Source organism: Paenibacillus tritici, assembly GCF_018207515.1.
In the GTDB taxonomy this organism is placed as follows: Bacteria; Bacillota; Bacilli; order Paenibacillales; family Paenibacillaceae; genus Paenibacillus_AQ; species Paenibacillus_AQ tritici.
Genome location: NZ_CP073365.1, coordinates 4,486,747 through 4,512,524, shown reverse-complemented (window position 1 = coordinate 4,512,524; position 25,778 = coordinate 4,486,747). Strand labels below are relative to the sequence as shown.

The window sequence follows — 25,778 nt, the reverse complement described above, 5'->3', positions numbered from 1 at the left end:
TTGGAACCATGGGTATACATCGTGCTGGTAGGTGCAGTCGCTATTGTCTATGCCCTGCGTCTGCCGGCCAGGGCAGGCCGGGAAGACTCGGAAGAGAAGAAGAGCCTGAAGGAAACGGAGGCGGCTCTGGAGCTCTATATGGCTGACATCGAGCAGGAGAACTCCAAGCTGCTTCAACTGGTCGGCAGTATCAAGACGCAGTCACAGACGAACAAGACTGACCTCCAGGAAGAGATCGGTGTATTGCGGGAGCAGGTAGGGGAACTGCACAAGAGCCTGCTGCTTATGGATGCCCGGCTGACTGCTGAAGAGAAGGAGCGGCTCCAGCTCGCTGCAGCCTTCACGTGGGAAGGCTCATCTGCACAGACTGAGAAGCCCCCGGCAGAAGCCCCCGTTAAGCCGAAGCCGGTCAGCTCCATTAAGCTGCGGTATCCGCGTTTATTCGAGCTCCATGAACAAGGGAAATCCATAGATTCTATCGCCAAGACCGCCGGCCTGCAGCGGGGAGAAGTCCAGTTGATTCTGCAATTGGCGCAGCAGGAGGAATCGGTATGATCAGGAACCGGTTTTTCATGCTGGGATTAGGTGTCGGACTGATTGTGGGCGCGCTGCTGCTGCAGATCATGATAGCTGGCAGGGCGACACCGCTAACCAAAGAAGAGTTAATACAGGAAGCCGCCCGTCTGAATCTGACCGTAGTAGACCAGGCCGGGGCTTCTGCAGAAGGAACCCCATCACCGCAAGAAGGCGGGCAGGCCGGGGCTCCCCAAGAGGCGGCTGGAGCTGAAGCTAAGCCAACTGCAGCAGCCTCGCCGGCTGCTACTCCTCCAGCCACGCCCAAAGCGGCAGTAACGCCAAGCGCCGCAGTGACTCCAGGCCAGCCTTCAGCCCCTGCCCAGCCTAAGAGCACAGCAGAGACAGCCGCGAAGCCCCCGGCGACCCCTGATTCGCCTGCGCTAACGGACGGGAATATTTCGTTAAGGATTCCTACGGGAATTACGCTCGCCCAAACTGCGGATTTACTCGCTGAAGCCGGGGTAATTCAGGATAAAGTTAAGTTCCTTCAGGTGGCAGACAGCCGGAAGGTGAACACAATTATCCAATACGGCAGCTATAGCTTTGCCAAAGGAGAAAGCATCAACTCTATTATTGATAAGCTGATTACGGTGAAAAAATAATAGATTATCCAAAAGAGAAAATATAAATTTGCACTGATCGTTGCATAGGCAGGTTTAATATGGTATAGTAATGGACGGTGTTAAAACACACGCCGGTTGATTTCGACAAGGGGTGCTTTCTTCTGAAGAAAGTCTTGTAGAAAGATGACACGCGGCGGAGGAGACACACAAATAAACCAAACTTAGGAGGTGTGTGAAGATGGCAGTAATCTCCATGAAGCAGCTTCTCGAAGCTGGGGTACACTTCGGTCACCAGACTCGTCGTTGGAACCCAAAGATGGATCGTTATATCTTCACTGAAAGAAACGGAATTTACATTATTGACCTGCAAAAAACGGTCAAGAAGGTAGAGGAAGCTTACAACTTTGTAAAGAGCGTCGCTGGCGACAACGGCACAATCCTATTCGTAGGAACAAAGAAACAAGCACAGGATTCCGTAAAAGAAGAAGCTGAACGTTCGGGTATGTTCTTCATTAACCAACGTTGGCTGGGTGGTACCCTGACTAACTTCCAGACGATTCAGAAGCGTATTGACCGCCTGAAGAAATTGGAAGCTTGGGAAGAAGACGGTACCTTCGCAGTATTGCCTAAAAAAGAAGTTATCCTTCTCCGCAAAGAGAAAGATCGTCTTGAGAAATTCCTGGGCGGTATCAAGAACATGAAAGGTCTTCCAAGCGCGCTGTTCATCATTGACCCGCGTAAAGAGCGCATTGCAGTAGCAGAAGCTCGCAAATTGGGTATTCCAATCGTAGCTATCGTTGATACTAACTGCGATCCGGACGAAATCGACTACGTAATTCCAGGCAATGACGACGCAATCCGCGCCGTGAAGCTCTTGACTGGTAAAATGGCTGACGCTGTTGTTGAAGCTCATCAGGGCGAAGACACAACTTCTGCTTAAGTAGTAACCGGAGCATAAATAAGAACTTAAATGAAAAGGGTGGTTGGCAGGTGGATAACCTCTCACTGCCCTTTTTTTAAAATGTAAGCAAGTAAGTATATCTTTGCGCCCGCAATGACAACGACTATGACTCTGGAGGGAATAACAATGGCAGTAGATGCAAAAGCAGTGAAGGAACTTCGTGAAAGAACAGGAGCAGGAATGCTCGATTGTAAAAAAGCGCTTGAAGAAGCAAACAATGATATCACCAAAGCGGCTGAATTGCTTCGTGAAAAAGGTTTGTCCGCAGCAGCCAACAAAGCGGGACGTATCGCTACTGAAGGTACTGTAGAATCTTATATCCACGCTGGCGGCCGTATTGGCGTTCTGGTAGAAATCAACTGCGAAACTGACTTCGTAGGCAAAACAGATTCCTTCAAAGACTTCGCCCGCGATATCGCAATGCAAATCGCAGCAGCGAACCCGCTGTATGTTCGCCGTGAAGAAGTTCCGGCTGCAGATGTAGAGAAAGAAAAAGAAATCCTCAAGGCGCAAGCGCTGAACGAAGGCAAGCCTGAGAAAATCGTTGAAAAAATGGTTGAAGGCCGCATCAGCAAGTTCTATGAAGAATATTGCCTGATGGAGCAATCCTTCGTTAAAGACCCGGATAAGACGATTTCCCAGCTGTTGAATGAAAAAATCAGCACCATCGGCGAAAACATCACGATCCGCCGCTTCGTTCGTTTCGAACTGGGTGAAGGTCTTGAGAAGAAAGTCGACAACTTCGTTGAAGAAGTAATGGCGCAGGTTAAACAATAATAGCAGCAAGGCATTGAACAAGAACTGAATAAAGGCAAGCATCAAAAGAGCGGAACACAGATAAGCAGTGTTCCGTCTTTTGTAAGAAAGTGAGGGTATACAATTGGAACAGCCGGTATTTAAGAGAGTGGTCCTTAAGGTAAGCGGTGAATCGCTCGCCGGACAGAATGGCTATGGCATCGATGCCGAAACGATCATCTCTATTGCGGAGCAGGTCAAGGAAGTCGTTGAGCTTGGAGTTCAGGTTGCGATTGTATGCGGCGGGGGCAACATCTGGCGCGGGATCGCCGGAAGCGAGAACGGTATTGACCGCGCGACAGCGGATTATATGGGGATGCTGGCTACGGTGATGAACTCACTGGCCTTGCAGGATGCTCTGGAGCAGATCGACGTCCCTACCCGGGTTCAGACCTCTATTGCCATGCAGCAGATTGCTGAGCCTTATATCCGCCGCCGGGCCATCCGTCATTTGGAGAAAGGCCGCGTAGTTATTTTTGCCGCCGGTACAGGGAATCCGTTCTTCTCGACAGATACAACGGCAGCGCTCAGAGCAGCCGAAATTGAAGCCGAGGTCATCCTGATGGCCAAGAACAAAGTAGACGGCGTCTACTCTGCAGATCCGTTCAAGGATAGCACTGCCGTGAAGTACGAGCAGCTTACTTACATGGATATTCTGAACAAAAACCTGGGTGTGATGGACTCCACCGCTTCCTCTCTCTGCATGGATAATAATATACCGCTCATTGTGTTTGCTATTACAGAGCAAGGCAATATTAAACGTGTCGTTCTCGGTGAAAAAATCGGAACAATCGTTAAAGGGAGTGTAAATTAATGCCACAATCGGTTAAGAAAAATGCCGAAGAGCGTATGGAAAAAGCAATTCTCTCGCTGAAACGCGACTTGGCAACGCTGCGGGCAGGACGCGCTTCGACGTCGCTGCTGGATCGCATTCAAGTTGAATATTACGGTGCACCAACTCCTATCAACCAGCTGGCCAACATCAGCACACCGGATTCCCGGACGCTGCTGATCCAGCCATGGGACAAAACCTCGATGTCAGACATCGAAAAGGCGATTATGAAATCCGACATTGGGATTACTCCAGCCAATGACGGTACAATCATCCGTCTGTCGATTCCCCCGCTTACCGAAGAACGCCGCAGTGAGCTTGTGAAGTTCACCAAGAAGTTCGGAGAAGAAGCAAAGGTAGCTATCCGCAACATCCGCCGCGATGCTAACGATGATATCAAGAAGATGGAGAAGAACGGCATTTCAGAAGACGAATCACATGGACATCAGGAAGATATCCAGAAATCTACGGATAAGTTCATAGCTGAAGTCGATAAAGTGCTCTTGTCCAAAGAAAAAGAGATTATGGAAGTATAATGAAATCCAAGAGACTTCAGGCCCCTCCGTTTATGGTGGGGTTTGTCTCTTTCTGATAAGAGCTTGGAGGAAACGGAAATGATCAAACGGATTCAAGAATGGCTGAGCCGTAAAGACAGGCAGGTGCCAGTCGAGATTTCACCGGATAATATTCCCCGGCATGTAGCGATAATTATGGATGGCAACGGCCGCTGGGCGAAACGGCGCGGTCTGCCCCGTATTGTGGGCCATCAGAACGGGATGAAGGCGGTCAAGCGTGCGACGATTGCGGCGAATGACCTGGGAGTAGAGTTCTTGACCATGTACGCTTTCTCTACGGAGAACTGGAAGCGGCCGAAGGACGAGGTTGATTTCCTTATGCGTCTCCCCGTAGAATTTCTGGCTATTGAACTGGACGAATTGATTGAGAAGAATGTGCAGGTACGTGTTATGGGCGATACGGAGGCTTTGCCTTCCCATACCCGCAGGGCGATGGAGGAAGCGATTGTCCGTACAGAGAGCAATACCGGACTTATTCTGAATTTTGCACTGAACTACGGCGGCCGCAAAGAAATAGAAGATTGTATGCGCGGCTTGGGCAAGGATATCCAGGCAGGAGTCCTGTCACCTGAAGAGATCACTTCAGAGCTGATCGACAGCAGGCTTTTGTCCGGCGGATTACCCGATCCCGATCTGCTGATTCGTACCAGCGGCGAAATGCGGCTTAGTAATTTCATGCTGTGGCAGATTGCCTACAGTGAATTGTGGTTTACTGATGCGTACTGGCCGGAGTTTGACAAGGCGCATCTGATGCAGGCTGTAGCTGAATATCAGCGCCGCACACGCCGTTACGGTGGATTGAAGTAGCCTGATGGGAGAGGGATTCTGTGAAGCAGCGATTGATTACCGGAATTGTTGCCGGGGCCTTGTTTTTAGGGTTATGTTATTTGGGAGGCTGGCCGTATCAGCTTTTGCTTACTGCCATGGCCCTCATCGGTTATTATGAATTTGTGAAAATGACCGGTACAGCAACCTTTGGACTTACTGCTGTATTTGGTTATGCATCTGTATTATGCTTTATGATTCCCTGGGATCTGCTGGGGACTGACGAGCTATTCTCATGGGAACAGGGAATATGGCTGTTAATGCTGCTGTTCCTGCTGGTAACAGTATTCAGCAAGAATAAGCTGGATATCAAAATCACCGCATTGATGTTCACCGGGATTGTATACATAGGGATGGGTTTCTCCTATATGGCAATCGCCCGCGGTGCAGGGGATGATCATGGCCTCTTCTGGACTTTCCTGCTGCTGTGCTGCATTTGGGGGAGTGATGCCGGAGCCTATTTTGTCGGCAGAAGCTTTGGCAAGAACAAGCTATGGCCTGCAATCAGTCCTAACAAGACGATTGAGGGCGCCCTCGGCGGAGTGCTGATTTCTGCTGTGATTTCCATCATTTTTGCCTTTTGGGTTCCTGATCTCCTGACGATCGGACGCGCGCTTCTCATCGGAATTTCCTGCGCCGTGCTGGGTCAGCTTGGAGATCTTGTACAATCTGCCTATAAACGGGTGTACGGTATTAAGGATTCAGGCTCATTGCTGCCTGGTCACGGAGGCATCCTGGACCGCTGCGACAGCTGGATTATCGTATTTCCTTTCGTACATATCGTAATGCTGATGCCTTACTATTAACGACAGGGAGAAGGTTGCAACTGTGAAAAGAATTAGTATTCTGGGCTCCACCGGTTCCATCGGTACCCAGACGCTGGATGTTGTAGCCATGCATCCGGAGGAATTTGAAGTGGATGGACTGGCAGCGGGAAATAATACCGCGCTGCTGCTGGAGCAGGTCCGCCGGTTCAAGCCGCGCCGCGTGTCCGTATCCACGAAGGAGCGGGCAGACGAGATCAGATCCAGTCTGCCCGCCGGTGTAGAGCTGTATAGCGGCAGTGAAGGTCTGGTCGAGATTGCAGCCGGAGGTAACGCAGACACTGTGGTGACTGCACTCGTAGGAAGCGTAGGGCTGCAGTCTACACTTGCGGCGATTGAAGCCGGCCGGCATATTGGACTAGCTAATAAGGAAACACTGGTTACCGCCGGACATCTGGTTACTGAGCTGGCCGGACGCAAGGGTGTGAAGCTGCTGCCAGTAGACAGTGAGCATTCAGCGATTTTCCAATGCCTCAACGGTGAGAACCGCGAAGATGTAGCTTCGATTACGATCACTGCATCAGGCGGCTCCTTCCGTGATTATGGACGGGAACAGCTTAAGGACGTCACTGTAGAGGATGCACTGCGCCATCCTAACTGGAGTATGGGAGCCAAAATCACCATTGATTCGGCAACCATGGTGAACAAGGGGCTGGAGGTTATTGAAGCCCACCATCTGTTCGCGCTGCCGTATGAGCAGATTAACGTGCTGCTGCATCCGGAGAGCATTATTCATTCGTATGTGGAATTCCGTGATAGCAGCATCATTGCCCAGCTCGGGACTCCGGATATGCGTGTTCCTATTCAATATGCGCTTACCTATCCCGACCGCTGGCAGTCTCCTGCCAGCCGCTTGTCCCTGGCCCAGGTAGCCAGCCTCACCTTCCGTGAGATGGATTATGAGCGCTACCCGGCTCTGAGGATGGCCATCGACTGCGGGATCGCGGGAGGGACAGCTACAACGGCCTTCAATGCGGCCAATGAGATTGCCGTTGCCCGGTTCCTGCGCGGTGAAATTCCCTTTTTGCGGATTGAAGAGATTATTGATGAAGTGCTTCAGCGCCATGACAATGCGGCTAATCCCAATCTGGAACAGATTCGCTTGTGCGACCTGGCTTCCCGGGAACTTGCAGCTACCCTGTAACGGGAGCAGCTTCGCTTTCTGAATGACATAATGGCCGTGCCCTGAAAATAGGAGTGGACTGTTGATTCTCTTGTGCCCTGCCTTGGAATAATGATAAATTAAGAGGACATACTTCGGTCTTACACCTAAAGGGGGAATGTTGCGCTATGGAGATGGTAAGAGTTGTTTTTTTGACGGTGTTTATGTTCTTTGTTCTGGTGACTGTCCATGAATGGGGACATTATTATTTTGCCAAACGCGCCGGAATCCTTGTACGGGAATTTGCTATCGGTTTCGGTCCGAAACTGTTCTCTTATAAACGCGGTGAAACCCAGTTCACGCTTCGCCTGCTGCCTTTTGGGGGATATGCCCGGATGGCCGGCGAGGACCCGGAGATGGTTGAGATTGGCCCCGGGCAGACCATTGCCGTCCGGCTGGGTCAGGATAACAAGGTGAAGAATATTTACCTCGATTCTCTGGATACGCGCAGAAATGTGATACGCGGGGAAGCGCAGTTCACCGATCTTGAGAATGAGCTGAAGATCCGCCTCGATGTGGACGGCGAAGTCACCACGTACGATGTGAATCCACAGGCGATGATGATCAAAGGCACCCAGCAGACGCAAATTGCACCTAAGGACCGGCAATTCGGCAGCAAAACCGTAGGTCAGCGCGCTATAGCGATCCTGGCTGGTCCAGTGATGAACTTCATTCTTGCGTTCGTGCTGTTCGCACTGCATTTGCAGATGGCCGGTATTCCGGTCGAGAATCCGACTTATGTGAAGATCGGTGAAGTCAGTGAAGGAATGCCTGCTCAGGAAGCCGGTCTGCAGAAAGGGGACATCGTCGTCTCAGTGAACGGTCAAGCGATCGGCGGCGATTATCAGAAGATGATCAAGCTCACCTCTGCCTCCAAAGGCAAAGAGATGAACTGGACGCTGCAGCGTGGCAGTGAAACCCTTAATGTGGCCATGATTCCCCGCGGAATGGAAGGGGAGGAGGGCGGCAAAGTCGGAATCACACCTGATCTACCTACCCGTAAGGCCGGTCCAGGGGAGACGATTACCAAGTCTGGTACGGCTATGGTGGACACGACCAAGCTGATCTTCATCGGCTTCAAGCAGCTGATCAACAAATTTAATATGGATGATATCTCCGGACCGGTCGGTACCTTCCAGTTGACAGGGCAGATTGCCCAGCAGGGGATTCAATACCTGACCTATTGGGCGGCTATTCTCAGCCTGTATCTGGGGATCTTCAATCTCCTGCCGATTCCTGCCCTGGATGGCAGCCGGCTCGTATTTCTCGGGGTTGAGGCGTTACGCGGTAAGCCGGTGGACCCGAGCAGGGAAGGCATGGTCCATTTTGTAGGATTTGCCCTGCTGTTCCTGGTGATGATTGCTGTTACTTATAATGATATTTTACGCCTCATAAGCGGCTGATTGATGTCATATCATTGTTTATCCCGTGATGGATGTGCGGGGCGAATATAGGAGGATTTCTTTACATGGCCAAAGACAAGCAATTCGTTACGGAGATCACGCCGCAGGGCGAGGATTTCTCACGCTGGTATATTGATGTAATCAAAAAAGCGGACCTGATGGATTATTCGCCGGTCCGCGGCTGTATCGTGTTCAAACCGGACGGCTACGAGATCTGGGAGCATATTCAGGAGGAAATGAACCGCCGGCTGAAGGCAACCGGTCACCGCAATGCCTACTTCCCGCTGTTCATTCCCGAGAGCTTTTTCCAGAAAGAGAAAGAGCATGTGGAAGGCTTCAACCCGGAGCTTCCTTGGGTAACCGAGGCCGGAGGCGATGTGCTGGAGGAACGTCTGGCGATCCGTCCTACTTCCGAGACCATGTTCGGGCATATGTATTCCAAATGGATTCAGTCTTACCGCGATCTTCCGGTGCTGATCAACCAATGGGCTAACGTTGTCCGCTGGGAGAAGCGTACATTACCGTTCATCCGCACTACGGAATTCCTCTGGCAGGAAGGCCATACCGCGCATGAGAATGAGGCGGAAGCACGGGAAGAAACGATGAAGATGCTCGACAACTACCGTGATTTCGTAGAGACCTATCTGGCGATTCCGGTAGTGACCGGACAGAAGACGCCATCCGAGCGGTTTGCCGGGGCGGTGGATACGTATTCCATTGAAGCGATGATGAAGGATGGACGGGCTGTACAGGCCGCTACCTCGCATTATCTGGGCACCAAGTTCGCCGTTGCTTTTGACATCCAATACTTAAGCCGTGATAATGTACTCGAATATGCGCACACGACCTCATGGGGCTCTACAACACGCCTGATCGGTTCACTGATCATGGTGCATGGTGATGACCGCGGACTGGCTCTGCCGCCGAAGGTAGCGCCTACTCAGGTCATTATGATTCCAATCGGACCGCCTAAGACCCGCGAAGCGGTTATCGGACGCACCGATGAACTGTTCAGCGAACTTAAGAATGCCGGAATCCGCGTCCGTGTAGATGACCGTGCGGATGTAACCCCGGGCTGGAAGTTCAATGAATATGAGATGCGCGGTGTTCCTGTCCGTCTGGAGCTTGGACCACGGGATATGGAGAACGGAGTCTGTGTGCTGGTCTCCCGGATCAGCGGAGAGAAGAAGGTGATCCAGCAGGAGAACCTGGTTGAAGAAGTGCAAGCTATGCTGGAGCAGGTACATCAGGAGATGTTCGAGCGGGCGCTGAAGTTCCGTGAGGATCATTTCTATTCGGTAGATACCTTGGAGCAGATGAAAGATTCCATGGAGGAGAAACGCGGCTTTGCGCTAGCAGGCTGGTGCGGCTCTGAGGAATGTGAGACCAAGGTTAAGGAAGAAACCGGCGCAGGCAGCCGCAACATTCCGTTCAACCCTTCAGAAACGAAAGAAACCTGTATCTGCTGTGGTAAGCCGGCCCGCCATACGGTTGTTTTTGCCAAAGCGTATTAATCAGCAGCCTAATAATTCTTAAACATAGCTTCTGGCGAGAGGAGTCGGCGGGCCGCAAGTACCCAATGCTTTTTGAGCCGGAGGCTTTTTCTAAAGATATAACCCAATTATTGCTGAGTTAGGTGGGGAGAGCATGGAGCAGAACATGGAGAGAAGAAAGAGGTTTGAGCTGTTGATGAAGCAGGGGGAGATTCCGCCCGCCATGATCGATCCCTATTTTTTGGACGGACAGATTGAACGTGTGGAGATCAGCCGCGGTAACCGTGACTGGCACATTGTGATTGCGAAAGACAGCCTGATTCCGGCCCAGACCTACCGGGCCTTCGTGCTTAGAATGCGTGAGAAGCTGCAGCATATCGCCAAGGTCAGCTTCTTATTCCTATATGGTGACACCATCAACAGAGCAGATATTGTGCAGGAGTACTGGGGAATGTTCCTGGAGTGGGTCCAGCGTGAGATTCCATCGGTTAACGGGTGGCTGACGCGCTCCAGTCAGGATCTGCAGGAAGGTACACTTATCCTTAGCCTGAACGATTCAATGTCGCTCGAATTGGCCCGCAAAAAAGGGATCGAAGCCGCCATTATTAAATATTATGATAAATATTTCGGTCTCACCCTGAAGGTGAAGCTGCAGCTTACCGAGGATGAGAGCAAGAGCAAGGCAGACGCCTATGAGGAATTCCAGCAGAAGCTTCAGCAGGAGCAGCGTGAGCTGGTAGAAATGATGATGATGGCCAGCGAGCCGGACGAGCCTGAAGAGGCGGGGGATCCGAATGAGGTGATTAAGCTTCAGATCGGGAATGACATTAAGGAACAGGCTGTACCTATTCTGGAGATTCAGGATGAGGAGAAGAAGATCACGATCCAAGGGACCATCTTCGGGCTGGACAGCAAGGAGCTGCGCAACGGAAATACGCTGTTCACCTTCTGTATTACCGACTTTACGGATTCACTGCAGCTGAAGATGTTCGCTAAGACCAAGGAAGATTTGAAAATTATGGGCCAGCTGGCTAACGGCAAATGGGTGAGGGCCCGCGGTAAAGTGGAATACGACCGGTTCATGCAGATTCCTGAGCTGGTCATGATTCCTTCCGATCTGACCGAAGTGTCTGCACCGCCTGCCCGTAAGGACAATGCGAAGCAGAAGCGGGTGGAATTCCACCTCCATACAACAATGAGTACGATGGATGCGGTAACGCCTATAGATACCTATGTCAAAACCGCAGCGAAATGGGGCCATCCGGCGCTTGCCGTGACCGATCACGGGAATGTGCAGAGCTACCCGGATGCGAACCATGCCGCCCATAAGCATAAGCTCAAAATGCTCTACGGTGTGGAGGCCAACGTTGTAAATGACGCGGTAAACATCGTGGAGAATGCGCAGCCACTGGATCTTAAGACAGCTACCTATGTTGTCTTTGACATCGAGACCACGGGGCTGTCGATCACACGCAATAATATCACCGAGCTTGCAGCGATCAAAATGTGCGAAGGCAAAGAGCTGGACCGCTACTCGACCTTCGTGAATCCGCATGAGAAAATTCCGTATCACATCCAGCAGCTGACCAATATTACGGATGAAATGGTCAAGGATGCGCCGGATCTTGAGCCTGTGCTGAAGGGGTTCGTAGAGTTCGTGGGTGACAGCATTCTGGTAGCGCACAATGCACGGTTCGATATGGGCTTCATTCAGGCTTCCCTGAAGAAGCTGGGCCAGCCGGAGCTGCCGAATCCGTCACTGGATACGCTGGAGCTGGCGCGTCTGCTCTTCCCGACCATGAAGAACCACCGGCTCAATACGCTGGCCGACAAGTATAAGGTGCTGCTGGAGAGCCATCACCGGGCGATTGATGATACGATTGCGCTGGGCGGGATTCTGAACGGATTGCTGGCAGATGCGGAGAAGATGAAGGGCATGACCCGTCTCGACCGGCTGAATGACTATGTAGGCAATGACCTGTCAAATGTGCGGCCGTTTCACTGCGGCATCTATGCATTGAACCCGGTGGGCAAAAAAAATCTCTACAAGCTGATCTCATTATCCCATACGGAGTACTACAAGCGGGTGCCCTGCATCCCCAAATCGAAGCTTGAAGAGCACCGGGACGGCCTGATCGTTATTTCCGGCTGTGAGCGCAGCGAGTTCTTTGAAGCAGTGCTGAACAAAACCGTGGAAGAGGCGATTGAGGTTGCCCAGTTCTATGATGTGCTGGAAATCCAGCCGTTGACCATGTACATGCACCTGGTGGACAAAGGATTCGTAGCCAGTCCCGAAGATCTGCGCGGGGTGGTACGCAAGATTTGTGAAATTGGCGAACAGATGAACAAACCGGTTATAGCCACCGGTAATGTGCATTATCTGGAGCCGCGCGACAAGCTGTTCCGCGATATTACGATTCACGGAATTACCGGCTTCAGCCCGCTGAAGGACCAGAATAAGCCGGATGCCCACTTCCGTACGACCGATGAGATGCTGGCCGAATTCGAATTCCTGGGTGCGGAGAAGGCCATGGAGGTCGTTGTAACGAATACCGTGGAGCTGGCAGAACGATTCGAGGAATATGATCTGTTTCCGAGCGACCTGTTCACCCCGATTATTGAAGGGGCGGATGATGAGATCCGCAATACCTGCTATGATACAGCCAAATCAATCTATGGTGAGGAATTGCCGGAGGTTGTGGTTGCCCGTCTGGAGAAGGAGCTGGCCCCGATTATTAAATACGGGTTCTCTGCCAACTATCTGATCTCGGAACGGCTTGTTAAAAAGTCGAACCAGGACGGGTATCTGGTAGGCTCGCGTGGATCGGTAGGCTCGTCGGTGGTTGCCACGTTCCTCGGGATCTCGGAGGTTAATCCGCTTCCGGCTCACTATATTTGTACCAATTCGGAATGCCGGCACAGTGAATGGTTCCTCGACGGCAGTGTGCCGAGTGGCTTCGACCTGCCGGATAAGGACTGCCCGGACTGCGGCGGACGGCTTAAGGGAGAAGGCCAGGATATTCCGTTTGAGACCTTCCTGGGCTTCAAAGGGGACAAGGTTCCCGATATCGATCTTAACTTCTCCGGGGAGTATCAGCCGAACGCCCACAACTTTACCAAAACCATGTTCGGGCCGGACAACGTATTCCGTGCCGGAACGATCGGTACGGTAGCGGAGAAGACCGCCTTTGGGTTCACGAAGAAATATGAGGAGCATCACCAGAAGCGCTGGCGCGGAGCCGAGGTTGGACGTCTGGCTGCCGGATGCACCGGCGTGAAGCGCAGTACCGGCCAGCATCCCGGCGGTATCGTCGTCTTGCCCGATTATATGGAGATTGAAGATATTACTCCGGTGCAGTTCCCGGCGGATGATGTTACAGCGGAATGGAAAACGACCCATTTTGACTATCACGCCTTCGATGCCAACCTGCTGAAGCTCGATATTCTCGGGCACGATGATCCGACCATGATGCGGATGCTGCAGGATCTGACCGGTGTGGACCCGACGACCATTCCGATGAATGATCCCAAAGTGATGAGCATGTTCAACTCTACGGATGCGCTTGGGGTAAGGCCGGATCAGATCCGTACACCTGTAGCGACTTATGGAGTGCCGGAAATGGGAACGAAGTTTGTGCGCCAGATGCTTGTGGAAGCGAAGCCTTCCAGCTTCGCCGACCTGCTGCAGATTTCCGGCCTCTCCCATGGTACCGGCGTGTGGCTGGGGAACGCCCAGGAGCTGATCAAGAACAATACCTGCAACATCAAGACGGTGATCGGCTGTCGTGATGATATCATGCTCTACCTGATCTATAAGGCGGGGATGGATGCCAGTCTGGCCTTCAAAATTACGGAAAGTGTGCGTAAAGGGAAGGGGCTGCCGCCGGAATGGATTGAAGAGATGAAGAACTGCAAGGTGCCGCAGTGGTATATTGATTCCTGTCTCAAAATCCAGTACATGTTCCCGAAGGCCCATGCCGCAGCCTATGTCATTTCAGCGGTGCGCACAGCCTTCTTCAAGCTGTATCATCCGATAGAATATTATGCAACTTATTTCTCGGTCCGTGCCGCAGATTTCGATATCGAGCTGTGCTGCAAGGGCTATGAAGCCATCGCACGCCAGATCGTAGAGATCGAGCAAAAGGGCTTCCAGGCCTTGCCGAAGGAAAAAGCGATGCTTCCGGTGCTGGAGATGGCCCTGGAGATGACAGCACGCGGCTTCACCTTCAAGAACATTGATTTGTACCGTTCGGATGCCACCAAATTTACGGTGGACGGCACCAGCCTGATTCCGCCGTTCTCCTCGCTCGCCGGAATCGGGGACAATGCCGCCATTCATATCGCCGCTGCCAAGGACGCGGGGGAATTCCTCTCCATTGAGGATTTCCAGCAGAAATCCAAGGCCAGTAAAACGGTGATTGAGCTGCTTAACGGAATGGGCTGTTTCCGCGGACTTCCGGAGAGCAATCAGCTTTCATTGTTCTAACCTGACACCCTCCGAAATAAGGGAGTCAAGGGCTGGTACTTGTCAGTGCAGGCTCACTATGGTATAATTTTTTTGGTAATAATGAGATAAGTCCGTTGTGTAAAGAGTGGGGAAACCCACTCTTTATCTTTGGTATATAGCAAAAGACAAGTTCGTGGAGGTAATCTTCTTTTGAGCACACCTAAATCCAAAATTAAACAAACGGTAGAGCAGCTGCTCGGGTCCTATCTGGAGGACAATGGTTTCGAACTGGTGGACGTTGAATACGTGAAGGAAGGCTCCAACTGGTTTCTGCGCGTATTCGTAGATAAAGAGGGCGGCATTGATATTGATGACTGCGGAACCATCAGCGAATATATCAGCCAGAAGCTGGATGAGAACGATCCGTTCGCCGAAGCTTATTTCCTTGAAGTCTCCTCGCCGGGAGCGGAGCGTCCGCTCAAGAAAGCTGCGGATGTGGCCAAGGCGGTAGGCAAGGACGTATATGTAACCGTATATGAACCGATTCAAGGACTCAAAGAATTCGAAGGTCGTTTGCTCTCGTTCGAGAACGAGGAACTGCTCATCTCCGCGGGCAAAAAACAACATGCTGTACCGTACGCCAAGGTCGCCAGTGCGAGATTGGCCATTATTTTTTAACGTCTTGAAAGGGGGACCGGAATTTTATGAGTATGGAGTTTATTGAAGCTATGAATGAACTGGAAAGGGAGAAAGGCATCAGCAAGGATGTGCTGTTCGAAGCCATCGAAGCGGCGCTGATCTCCAGCTATAAACGCAATTTCAATGCGGCGCAGAATGTGCGTGTGGACATGAACCGCAACACAGGCGTGATCAAGGTATTTGCCCGCAAGCTGATTGTGGAGGAGGTACTGGACGCACGGACAGAGATCTCACTCCTGGCTGCCCGGGAGATCAACCCGCATTTCCAGCTGGAGGATATCGCCGAGCAAGAGGTCACGCCGCGTGATTTCGGCCGTATTGCCGCCCAGACTGCGAAGCAGGTGGTCACCCAGCGTATCCGCGAAGCGGAACGCGGCCTGATCTACAACGCTTTTATCGACAAGGAAGACGATATTGTTACCGGCCTTGTACAGCGCCAGGATATGCGTAACATCTATGTGGATCTTGGCAAGATCGAGGCGGTTCTTCCGCTAAGCGAGCTTATGCCTGGAGAGAAGTTCAAGCAGAGCGAGCGTATCAAGGCTTATATCACCAAGGTGGAGAATACGACTAAAGGGCCGCAGATTATGCTGTCCCGCAGTCATCCGGGTCTCTTGAAGCGTCTGTTCGAGCTGGAAGTTCCGGAGATTTTTGACGGGGTAGTGGAGATTCGTTCCGTTGCCCGCGAAGCCGGCTTCCGTTCCAAGATCGCCGTATTCTCGCGTAATCCCGAAGTGGACCCGGTGGGCTCCTGCGTAGGCCCAAGAGGCACACGAGTACAGACCATCGTAACCGAGCTTCGCGGCGAGAAGATTGATATCGTAAGATATTCCGAGCTGGTCCAGGAGTATGTGGCTAATGCGCTCAGCCCGTCCAAGGTACTTGAGGTTCAAGTCTTTGAAGCGGAGAAAATGGCCCGCGTGATCGTTCCTGATTATCAGCTGTCGCTCGCGATCGGCATCAAGGGACAGAATGCCCGTCTTGCCGCCAAGCTGACCGGCTGGAAGATCGATATCAAGAGCGAGACTCAGGCGGAGCAGGAATACGGCAGACCCAGAACTTCCAATGATGAAATGCATCAGGATTCCGTCTCCATCGACTAATGAATGCTGACTGACGGGAGGCGCTACTTATGAAGCAAAGAAAGGTGCCGCTGCGTAAATGCGTTGCCAGCCAAGAGATGATGCCCAAGAAAGAGCTGATTCGCGTGGTGAGAACGCCTGAAGGCGAGGTGCTGATCGACCTGACAGGCAAGAAGTCGGGCCGTGGCGCTTATATCTGCGGCAAACTGGAATACTTTAAGTTAGCACAAAAGACCAAAGCACTTGACCGCGCATTGAAATGTCAGGTGAGTCCTGAAATCTATGCCCAGCTTGCCCGGGATTTTGCATCCGTGGAGGAGCAGTTTTTGGCAGCGAAGGATAGTGAGGACAATGAGTAAGACACTTTCTTATTTAGGGCTTGCGATGAGAGCAGGCAAGATTGTCACCGGCGATGAGGCCGTGCTTAAAGCAGTGCGGTCTTCAGAGGCGAAGCTGGTCGTCCTGGCAGGTGACGCTTCAGATAATACCCAAAAGAAGTTCCGTGATAAATGCGGGACCTACGATATTCCACTAGTAATCGCATTTCACCGGGATGAACTCGGTGCAAGTATTGGTAAAGACCAGCGCGTGGTGCTGGCCGTTACGGATAAAGGATTCGCGGAAATGATCTCCAGAACGCTGGGAGATACTGTCGGAGGTGGAGTTATTGACTAAAGAAGACAATAAGGAAAAACTGCGCGTATACGAATATGCGAAGTCGCTGAACATGAGCAGTAAAGAAATTATTACGATTCTGAAGCGTTTGAATGTCCCTGTGAATAATCATATGAGTGTCATGGAGAATGGCTCTGTGCACAAAGTTGAACAATTCTTCAAGGATATCAAGTCAAACGCTGCAGCCAAACGGGATACCGGCTCCAGCAGCCGTCCGGCAGTTACTGCCGGTGCGGTAAGTGCCGAATCCCAGAGTGCTCAGAACACCAACAAAATTCATTCGGAAAAGCAGGTAGGTATGAACAGTAACCAAAACAACAACCAATCGACGACGTCCCCAAGGCCCCAAAGCGGACAAGATTCCCGCAGAGCACAAACATCAGGCACCACTCAGAATTCACGCCCGCAGGGCAGCTCCACTAGCAGTAGCCGTCCGCAGGGCAGCTCTACTGGCGGCAGCCGTCCACAAGGCAGCTCCACAGGCGGCAGCCGTCCGCAAGGCAGTTCCACAGGCGGCAGCCGTCCGCAGGGCAGCTCTACAGGTGGCAGCCGTCCACAAGGCAGCTCCACAGGCGGCAGCCGTCCGCAGGGCAGCTCCACAGGCGGCAGCCGTCCACAAGGCAGCTCCACAGGCGGCAGCCGTCCGCAGAGCAGCACTCCTAGCAGCAGCCGTCCGCAAGGACAAGGCGGCGCACCGCGTACGGGTGACCGTCCGCAGGGTCAAGGCAATGCAGGCGGAGGATTCTCCCGCGGCGACGACAGAGGCCCGAAGAAGAATACCACTGGCGGCAGACCGGGCAGCGGCGGCGGCCAGAAGCGTTTTGATGACGGCAAGGGCGGTAACTACCGCGGCCGCGGTGGCAAGAATAACCGCAGAAACCAGCCGACCGTGTACCGGGAGAAGATTGACAACACACCTAAGAAGATCATCGTCCGTGGCAGCATGACTGTCGGTGAAACAGCGAAGCTGCTTCACAAGGATGCTTCCGAAGTGATCAAGAAGCTGATCTCGATGGGAGTTATGGCGACCATCAATCAGGAGCTTGACATCGACACCATCCTGCTGCTGGCCGGTGAGTTCGGTGTAGAAGTAGAAGTGAAGATTCCGGTAGATGAAGACAGCTTCGAGACGGTGGAAGAGAACGATTCTGAAGAGGAATTGATGACCCGTCCACCGGTTGTTACAATCATGGGGCACGTTGACCATGGTAAAACAACCTTGCTCGATGCCATCCGTTCAACGAATGTGAGCGGCGGCGAAGCCGGCGGAATTACGCAGCACATCGGTGCGTACCAAGTCGAAATCAACCACAAGAAAATCACGTTCCTGGATACACCGGGCCATGAAGCGTTCACTGCTATGCGCGCCCGCGGCGCCCAGGTAACGGATATGACGATTATCGTCGTTGCTGCCGATGACGGCGTTATGCCTCAGACGGTAGAAGCGATCAACCATGCCAAGGCAGCCGGACTTCCGATCATTGTTGCGGTTAACAAGATCGACAAGCCGGGCGCAGATCCTGACAAGGTGAAGCAGGAGCTTACAAGCTATGAGCTGGTTCCGGAAGAGTGGGGCGGCGATACGATCTTCGTCAACCTGTCAGCCAAACAGCGCATTAATCTGGAAGAGCTGCTGGAAATGATTCTGCTCGTTGCTGAAGTGAATGAGTACAAGGCGAACCCGGACAAACGGGCACGCGGTACTGTTATAGAAGCTGAGCTTGACAAGAACCGTGGACCGGTTGCCCGTATCCTCGTGCAGAACGGTACGCTGAAGGTCGGAGACGCATTTGTAGCGGGTAACTGCTTCGGCCGCGTACGTGCCATGGTTAATGACAAGGGACGCAAAATCAAGGAAGCGGGACCTTCCACTCCAGTGGAAATTACCGGTTTGACCGAAGTGCCGCAGGCGGGCGATCCGTTCATGGCCTTTGAAGATGAGCGCAAAGCACGGTCCATCGCTGACAGACGTTCTATAACACAGCGCCAGTCCGAGCTGAACACGAACACCCGCGTTACGCTGGATGATCTGTTCAAGCACATCAAAGACGGCGAGATCAAGGATCTCAACGTGATTATCAAGGCTGACGTTCAAGGTTCGGTAGAGGCGCTGAAAGGCTCCCTGGCCAAGATCGAAGTCGAAGGCGTACGCGTGAAGATTCTTCACAGCGGTGCCGGGGCGATTACGGAATCCGACATTACCTTGGCTGCAGCATCCAATGCTATCGTGATCGGCTTCAACGTTCGTCCGGATACCCAGACGAAGGCGGCGGCTGAGCAAGAGAAGGTGGATGTACGTCTGCACAACATCATCTACAATGTAATTGAAGAGATTGAAAGTGCCATGAAGGGCATGCTTGATCCGATCTATAAAGAGAACGTTATCGGCCATGCCGAAGTTCGTAATGTATTCAAAATCAGCAAAGTGGGCACCATTGCAGGTTGTATGGTAACTTCCGGCAAAATTGCCCGTAATGCTGAAATGCGCCTGATCCGCAGCGGGATTGTTGTCTTCACAGGCAAAATCGACACCTTGAAACGTTTCAAAGATGATGCTAAAGAAGTGGCACAGGGTTATGAATGTGGCATAACTTTGGAACGCTATAATGATGTCGTTGAAGGCGACATTATCGAAGCATTCATCATGGAGACGGTAGAGCGCTAAGCGAAGAGGTGAAATTAAATGTCTAAAATCAGAGCCGGACGGGTTGGCGAACAGATTAAGAAAGAACTGAGCCAGCTCATCCAAAGCGGACTGAAGGACCCGCGTGTCGGGTTCGTAACTGTAACTGGCGTAGATGTGACGAATGATTTGTCACAGGCCAAGGTATACCTGAGTGTATTCGGGGACGAGGAGCAGAAGTCTGACTCGCTCAAAGCGATAGAGAAAGCCAATGGCTTTCTCCGCTCGGAGCTTGGCAAAGCGATCCGCCTGCGCCATACGCCTGAGCTGATCTTCAAGATTGATGAATCCGTTGCTTACGGAAGTCATATTGAGAAGCTGCTCGGCGAAATCGGCAAAAACGAATAGGCTACGGAACATAAAGGAGACGGCGAATGCAGAGCTATGAACAAAGTCTCCAGCAGACGCGTAAGTTTCTGCTGGAACACGACGATTATCTTGTAGTGTCGCATGTTCAGCCGGACGGAGATGCAGTCAGCTCCACCCTTGCGGTGGGCTGGCTTCTCTCATGTCTGGGCAAGAAATATTTGATGCTGAATGAGGGTCAAATCCCGCAGAGGATGGAATATTTATGGCATGCCGATCAAATTGTGAATCTGTCTGCAGGTGAATTGCCCCGCCAGTACAGCCATGTAATTTGCGTGGACTGCGCGGATTTCCAGCGTGTGGGGCTAACGCAGCAGCATTTCACAAGTGATGCACTGATCTTGAATATAGACCATCATCCCACCAATAACGGTTACGGCGCGGTGAACCTGATCAAGCCGGATGCAGCAGCGACAGCGGAGATTCTGTTCGATCTGCTGAAGACTTTTGATGTGGAGTGGGATATTGATATTGCTACAGCCATTTATACCGGGCTGTTAACGGACACCGGCGGTTTCCGTTACAGCAACACCTCCCCGAAAGTGATGGCAGCGGTATCCGAGCTGCTGGCACTTGGCGTGAATGGGCCTGATCTGGCAGAGACCCTGCTTGAAGAGATGACCCTTCCCCAGGTGAAGGTGCTGAACCGGGCACTGGGTACGCTTCAGCTCAGTCCTGAAGGGGATATTGCCTGGGTGTATGTGACGCCTCAGGATATGCTGGACTCTGGAGCAGCCAATGAGGATCTTGAAGGGATCGTCAATTATCCCCGTAATATCCGGGGGGTAGAGGTAGGCATTCTGTTCAAGGTTATAGATGAGCATGCGGTGAAGGCCAGCCTGCGTTCAGCAGGTAAAGTTGACGTAGCGGCGCTGGCGCAAGCCTTCGGCGGCGGCGGTCATACCCGTGCAGCGGGTGCCCGGATTAACGGAAGCCTGGAAGAAGCTGTTGCACAGGTGCTTGAGGAGGTCAAACGTCATTTATGAGTGAACTTACAGGAGTTCTGGCCGTATATAAGCCGGCAGGGTTCACTTCACATGATGTAGTGGCCAAAGCGCGGCGGATTCTGGGCATGAAGCGGATTGGACATACCGGGACACTTGATCCACAGGTGACCGGAGTGCTTCCGCTCTGTCTGGGCCGGGCTACTCGGGTAGTGGAGTACATCCAGGAGCTGCCCAAGGAATATGTTGCTACACTGCGGCTGGGGCTGGCTAGCGATACCGAGGATTTGACCGGAACGATCACGGAATCCGTCGAGGAGGTTCAGGTTACAGAGGCCGAAGTACTGGCAGTTCTGGAATCCTTCCAGGGTGTGATCTCTCAGGTTCCTCCGATGTATTCCGCAGTGAAGGTGGACGGCAAACGTCTATACGAGCTGGCCCGAGAAGGCAAGACCGTGGAACGCAAGAGCCGTGAAGTGGAGATTTATGAGATCGACATGCAGACTATGGTCTGGAATGGCAATTATCCGGACATCACCTTCCGGGTACTCTGCTCCAAAGGTACTTATATCCGCACGCTCTGCGTGGATATCGGACGCAAACTTGGAGTTCCCGGCGTGATGGTGAAGCTGGAGCGGACCATGTCGGCCGGAATCCCGGCCACTCATTGTCTGACCCTGGAGCAAATTGCCGAACATAAGGAAGCCGGTACTCTGGAGGAGCATTTGATTGCCGCCGACGAGGCCATTTCACATTTGCCCAGACATACCGTTGCCGAGGAGAAGAAGAAGGCCGCTCTGCAAGGGCAGCGTCTGTCGATCCGTTTTGTGGCACCTGAAGTGAAGAACAGCGGAGATTTCCGGCTCTATGATCTCCAAGGAGAGTTCCTGGGCATCTACGCTCTGGAAGCTACAGGGGCAATTGCGCCTGTCAAGGTGTTTGCCCAGGCCTGAACTTTAATTTATTTGCGAATGTAGGTGAGAAACAGCGTGAGAACCGTAACTTTAAGCTATCCGATGCTGCCGGAGACGGCAGCGCAGGTTGCGCAGCCCCAAGTAGTTGCCCTGGGACAGTTCGATGGATTGCACCTCGGACATGCCAGTGTCATCACATCTGCTGTAGCTCTTGCCCGCCAGGCAGGTGTACCCGCAGCGGTGATGACTTTCTACCCCCATCCCAAGGATGTTATGGGGAAAGGGGACTACGAGGGATATTTGACACCGTCAAGGGATAAGCAGGAACTGCTTGCCGCGATGGGTGTCGAGCTTTTATATATAATTGACTTTAATGAAGAACTCTCCCGGGTAAGCCCGGCGGACTTTGTCTCTGTAATGCTGCTGCCGCTGCAGATTGTAACTGCTGTTGTCGGGTTCGACTTCCGGTTCGGCTACAAGGGCGAAGGGGATGTGAACACGCTCCGGGAGCTCGGACAGGGCGCTATGAATGTGGAGACGGTCTCCCCGTTCCTGCTCGAAGGAGAAAAGGTCAGCAGCTCCGGCATCCGCAAGAGCCTCCTGAGCGGGGAACTGGATAAGGCCAATGCCTGGTTTGGACGTTGTTATCACCTGCGCGGAATCGTGGGTCATGGAGAGAAGCGGGGCCGGACCATCGGCTTTCCGACGGCGAACCTGCAGCTCGAAGACCGCTATGTCATTCCGGCCACAGGCGTATACGCAGTGAAGGTCTTTTACAGGGACGAAGTGCTGTACGGGGTTATGAATGTCGGTGTGAAGCCTACGTTTCATGAAGGGGTAACCAAGCCCAGCTTTGAAGTCCATCTGTTTGATTTTGCCGCGGATATCTATGGGCATGAGCTTAAGGTAGAGCTGGTGTCCTACATCCGCGCTGAGCGCAAGTTCGAGTCTATTGGTGCCTTGATTGCCCAGATCGGTGCAGATGCCGAGACAGCCAAAGGTCTTCTGGGATATCATTCCTAATCTTTCCCGGACATGCCGTTTACTTTTGCCATTGAAGGTGCTATACTGATTAACGTTGCTGGATTGACAGCATCAGAACCTTAGCTTGGTTGCTTGTTCTCACCGACGGTGACGAGGCTACTGGCGATTATAATGAAGGAGGTGAACAGGATGGCATTGACTCAAGAACGTAAACACCAATTGATCGACGAGCACAAAACTCACGAATCCGATACTGGATCCCCTGAGGTGCAAGTTGCTATCCTTACGGAGAACATCGTTAATTTGACTGACCACTTGCGTACGCACAAGAAGGATCATCATTCCCGCCGCGGACTGCTGAAGATGGTTGGACAACGTCGTAAACTGCTGGCGTATTTGAAGAACAAAGACATCAGACGTTACAGCGCCCTGATCGAAAAACTGGGATTGCGTCGTTAATTTTCCATAAGATCAACCCTAAAGCAGCCTGGTTGTATACCGTATGTCCTTCTTACGAGCGACAGCGGGACAGCCGGGTTGCTTTTTGAAAATTTAGGGTAAACTTTTACAGTTGACAAGTCCATAGTATTCGCAAAAACGGCTATATCACCTCTGCGGAGGACAAGCCGTTTTTGCTTGTAGAACATACAGAACGTATTATTACCATTCAAGGAGGGGTTTTATGGAACAACGTGTGGAAATGCAGCTGGGCGGAAGACGCCTTGTGCTGGAAACAGGCCGTCTGGCCAAACAAGCGAATGCAGCCGTTATGGTGCGTTACGGGGATACTTCAGTATTGTGTACGGTTACAGCATCCAGTGAACCTAAAGATCTGGATTTCTTCCCGCTTACGGTGAACTATGAAGAAAGATTATATGCAGTAGGCAAAATCCCCGGCGGATTCATCAAACGTGAAGGACGTCCGAGCGAAAAAGCAATTCTGTCCAGCCGTCTGACCGACCGTCCGATTCGTCCGTTGTTCCCTGAGGGGTTCCGCAATGACGTTCAGGTATTGAATCTGGTCATGAGTGTGGATCAGGACTGTGCGCCTGATATCGCCGCTATGATCGGTACTTCCGCTGCGCTGAGTATTTCTGATGTGCCGTTCAACGGTCCAATCGGCGGCGTTGCAGTAGGCCGGGTTAACGGTGAATTCGTGATCAATCCGGATGTGGCCCAGCAGGCAGTAAGCGATATCTATGTGGTTGTAGCCGGTACTAAGGATGCCATCATGATGGTAGAAGCGGAAGCCAATGAAGTAACCGAAGATGTTATGCTGGAAGCGATCATGTTCGGTCATGACGAGGTCCGCAAGATTGTAGCTGTGATTGAGCAGCTCGTAGCTGTTGCCGGCAAAGAAAAAATGGCCGTGAAGCTGCATGCAGTGAATGCTGATGTAAATACAGAGGTTCGTGCTTTTGCAGAGAGCCGTCTGGTCGAAGCGGTTAGAATTGCCGAGAAGCATGCCCGTCAGGATGCTATCGATCTGATCAACAACGAAACGGTGGAGTATTTCGCGGAGAAATACATAGAGTCACCAGAACTGCTTAAGGATGTTAAGGAAGTCCTGCATGATATCGTGAAGGATGAAGTTAGACGTCTGATCACCCATGACAAGGTTCGTCCTGACGGCCGTAAGCTGGATGAGATCCGTCCGATTGAATGCGATACAGCGCTGCTGCCGCGCACACACGGTTCCGGTCTGTTCACACGCGGTCAGACACAGATTCTAAGCGTATGTACACTGGGCGCACTTGGAGATGTGCAGATTCTGGACGGCATTGATCCGGCAGAAACCAAACGCTTCATGCATCACTACAACTTCCCTCCGTTCAGCGTAGGGGAAGCCCGTCCGCTGAGAGCACCGGGACGCCGCGAGATCGGCCACGGAGCACTGGGAGAACGCGCATTGTCCAAGGTCATTCCAAGCGAAACTGAATTCCCGTACACTATCCGTCTGGTATCCGAAGCCATTGAATCCAATGGTTCCACTTCCCAGGCTAGCATCTGTGCCAGTATCCTGGCCATGATGGATGCAGGGGTACCTATTAAGGCGCCTGTTGCCGGTGTAGCGATGGGTCTGATCAAAGACGGAGAGCATGTCTCCATCCTGACCGATATTCAAGGCATGGAAGATCACCTCGGTGATATGGACTTCAAGGTAGCGGGCACAGCAGAAGGCGTTACGGCGATTCAGATGGATATCAAGATCGACGGCATCGACCGCAAGATTCTGCAAGAGGCACTTCAGCAGGCCAAAGAAGGACGTATGTTCATCCTGGGCAAAATGAATGAAGCCATTGCTGCACCAAGACCCAACCTGTCCAAATATGCTCCAAAAATCATCATCATTAACATCAATCCGGACAAAATCCGTGATGTTATCGGTGCAGGCGGTAAGATCATCAACAAAATTATTGAAGAAACCGGCGTAAAGATCGACATCGAACAAGATGGACGCGTATTTATCGGTTCCTCCAACGAAGAGATGATTCAGAAGGCCCGCGGCATTATCGAAGGCATTGTGCGTGAAGTGCAGGTCGGCGAAATATATGTGGGTACGGTTAGACGTATTGAGAAGTTCGGCGCGTTCGTTGAACTGATTCCTGGTAAAGACGGCCTTGTGCATATCTCCCAGCTGTCCACCGATCGTGTGGCTAAGGTGGAGGATGTCGTGGCTATCGGTGATACCATTACCGTTAAGGTAACGGAGATCGACCAGCAGGGCCGCGTCAACCTGTCGCGCAAAGCGGTTCTGACTTCGGAAAGCGGAGCGAAGGCGTAAGCAATACGTTCACAGCTTCACCGGTATTCAACTGAATGTATGAAGAAGAGACAGAAGCAGTACCGTTCTGGCTCTTTTTTTTGGCAACCGGGAGTGATGGACTCAGCCCATGGAGCTAAGCAGCCATTGATGCATTATGCATAATTTGCTTGATTCATGCATAGGCTGGGACAAAGCGTCCCGGCACTCT

General features: G+C 52.1%; 23 protein-coding genes. All 23 read left to right on the top strand.

Features of this window, described 5'->3' with window-relative positions; all coding sequences use genetic code 11:
• The 23 genes from KDC22_RS19400 (at window position 1) to pnp (ending at window position 25,588) form a co-directional block, all read left to right on the top strand.
• Complete coding sequence (locus KDC22_RS19400) at window positions 1-555, top strand: hypothetical protein (RefSeq protein ID WP_211720051.1); 555 nt, start codon at window positions 1-3, stop codon at window positions 553-555.
• The gene (locus KDC22_RS19395) at window positions 552-1,178 is read left to right on the top strand and encodes a hypothetical protein (RefSeq protein WP_211720050.1); all 627 of its coding nucleotides are present in this window, start codon (window positions 552-554) and stop codon (window positions 1,176-1,178) included. Before KDC22_RS19400 ends, KDC22_RS19395 begins: the two co-directional genes overlap by 4 nt.
• 199 nt (window positions 1,179-1,377) lie before the next feature.
• A complete protein-coding gene (gene rpsB, locus KDC22_RS19390; protein ID WP_173133254.1) occupies window positions 1,378-2,079 on the top strand; it encodes a 30S ribosomal protein S2 in 702 nt (233 codons plus the stop codon).
• Window positions 2,080-2,226: 147 nt separating this feature from the next.
• The gene (gene tsf, locus KDC22_RS19385) at window positions 2,227-2,877 is read left to right on the top strand and encodes a translation elongation factor Ts (RefSeq protein WP_173133258.1); all 651 of its coding nucleotides are present in this window, start codon (window positions 2,227-2,229) and stop codon (window positions 2,875-2,877) included.
• Window positions 2,878-2,980: 103 nt separating this feature from the next.
• Complete coding sequence (pyrH, locus tag KDC22_RS19380) at window positions 2,981-3,709, top strand: UMP kinase (RefSeq protein WP_173133261.1); 729 nt, start codon at window positions 2,981-2,983, stop codon at window positions 3,707-3,709.
• The gene (gene frr, locus KDC22_RS19375) at window positions 3,709-4,263 is read left to right on the top strand and encodes a ribosome recycling factor (RefSeq protein ID WP_173133264.1); all 555 of its coding nucleotides are present in this window, start codon (window positions 3,709-3,711) and stop codon (window positions 4,261-4,263) included. Before pyrH ends, frr begins: the two co-directional genes overlap by 1 nt.
• Before the next feature lie 78 nt (window positions 4,264-4,341).
• Window positions 4,342-5,109 (top strand): undecaprenyl pyrophosphate synthase, encoded by a 768-nt coding sequence (gene uppS / locus KDC22_RS19370; RefSeq protein ID WP_173133267.1) that lies wholly within the window; start codon window positions 4,342-4,344, stop codon window positions 5,107-5,109.
• Window positions 5,110-5,129: 20 nt separating this feature from the next.
• Window positions 5,130-5,933, top strand: coding sequence for a phosphatidate cytidylyltransferase (locus KDC22_RS19365; RefSeq protein ID WP_211720049.1), 804 nt, complete (start codon window positions 5,130-5,132; stop codon window positions 5,931-5,933).
• 22 nt (window positions 5,934-5,955) lie between these two features.
• Window positions 5,956-7,095, top strand: coding sequence for a 1-deoxy-D-xylulose-5-phosphate reductoisomerase (locus tag KDC22_RS19360; protein ID WP_173133273.1), 1,140 nt, complete (start codon window positions 5,956-5,958; stop codon window positions 7,093-7,095).
• 146 nt (window positions 7,096-7,241) lie between these two features.
• Complete coding sequence (rseP, locus tag KDC22_RS19355; RefSeq protein WP_173133276.1) at window positions 7,242-8,516, top strand: RIP metalloprotease RseP; 1,275 nt, start codon at window positions 7,242-7,244, stop codon at window positions 8,514-8,516.
• A 65-nt stretch (window positions 8,517-8,581) separates the two neighbouring features.
• Window positions 8,582-10,030, top strand: coding sequence for a proline--tRNA ligase (gene proS / locus KDC22_RS19350; protein WP_173133280.1), 1,449 nt, complete (start codon window positions 8,582-8,584; stop codon window positions 10,028-10,030).
• A gap of 133 nt (window positions 10,031-10,163) precedes the next feature.
• Window positions 10,164-14,495: a PolC-type DNA polymerase III gene (locus KDC22_RS19345; RefSeq protein ID WP_211720048.1), complete on the top strand. Its 4,332-nt coding sequence runs from the start codon at window positions 10,164-10,166 to the stop codon at window positions 14,493-14,495.
• A gap of 171 nt (window positions 14,496-14,666) precedes the next feature.
• A complete protein-coding gene (rimP, locus tag KDC22_RS19340; protein ID WP_173133286.1) occupies window positions 14,667-15,134 on the top strand; it encodes a ribosome maturation factor RimP in 468 nt (155 codons plus the stop codon).
• Window positions 15,135-15,160: 26 nt separating this feature from the next.
• Window positions 15,161-16,258, top strand: coding sequence for a transcription termination factor NusA (gene nusA, locus KDC22_RS19335; RefSeq protein ID WP_173133288.1), 1,098 nt, complete (start codon window positions 15,161-15,163; stop codon window positions 16,256-16,258).
• Window positions 16,259-16,287: 29 nt separating this feature from the next.
• Window positions 16,288-16,596 (top strand): RNase P modulator RnpM, encoded by a 309-nt coding sequence (gene rnpM / locus KDC22_RS19330; protein WP_036692616.1) that lies wholly within the window; start codon window positions 16,288-16,290, stop codon window positions 16,594-16,596.
• On the top strand, window positions 16,589-16,912 hold the full coding sequence (locus KDC22_RS19325) for a YlxQ family RNA-binding protein (protein WP_036724725.1): 324 nt from the start codon (window positions 16,589-16,591) through the stop codon (window positions 16,910-16,912). Before rnpM ends, KDC22_RS19325 begins: the two co-directional genes overlap by 8 nt.
• Complete coding sequence (gene infB / locus KDC22_RS19320; protein WP_211720047.1) at window positions 16,905-19,577, top strand: translation initiation factor IF-2; 2,673 nt, start codon at window positions 16,905-16,907, stop codon at window positions 19,575-19,577. The genes KDC22_RS19325 and infB overlap by 8 nt, the downstream gene beginning before the upstream one ends.
• Before the next feature lie 18 nt (window positions 19,578-19,595).
• Window positions 19,596-19,943: a 30S ribosome-binding factor RbfA gene (gene rbfA, locus KDC22_RS19315; protein ID WP_173133324.1), complete on the top strand. Its 348-nt coding sequence runs from the start codon at window positions 19,596-19,598 to the stop codon at window positions 19,941-19,943.
• Between the two features lie 26 nt (window positions 19,944-19,969).
• Window positions 19,970-20,947: a DHH family phosphoesterase gene (locus tag KDC22_RS19310; RefSeq protein ID WP_211720046.1), complete on the top strand. Its 978-nt coding sequence runs from the start codon at window positions 19,970-19,972 to the stop codon at window positions 20,945-20,947.
• Window positions 20,944-21,858, top strand: a complete 915-nt coding sequence (truB, locus tag KDC22_RS19305; protein ID WP_211720045.1) for a tRNA pseudouridine(55) synthase TruB — start codon at window positions 20,944-20,946, stop codon at window positions 21,856-21,858. The genes KDC22_RS19310 and truB overlap by 4 nt, the downstream gene beginning before the upstream one ends.
• Window positions 21,859-21,894: 36 nt before the next feature.
• Window positions 21,895-22,842 (top strand): bifunctional riboflavin kinase/FAD synthetase, encoded by a 948-nt coding sequence (locus KDC22_RS19300; RefSeq protein ID WP_211720044.1) that lies wholly within the window; start codon window positions 21,895-21,897, stop codon window positions 22,840-22,842.
• A 150-nt stretch (window positions 22,843-22,992) separates the two neighbouring features.
• On the top strand, window positions 22,993-23,262 hold the full coding sequence (gene rpsO / locus KDC22_RS19295; RefSeq protein WP_019910460.1) for a 30S ribosomal protein S15: 270 nt from the start codon (window positions 22,993-22,995) through the stop codon (window positions 23,260-23,262).
• 223 nt (window positions 23,263-23,485) lie between these two features.
• Window positions 23,486-25,588 (top strand): polyribonucleotide nucleotidyltransferase, encoded by a 2,103-nt coding sequence (pnp, locus tag KDC22_RS19290; protein ID WP_211720043.1) that lies wholly within the window; start codon window positions 23,486-23,488, stop codon window positions 25,586-25,588.
• The last annotated feature ends 190 nt before the right edge of the window (window positions 25,589-25,778 follow it).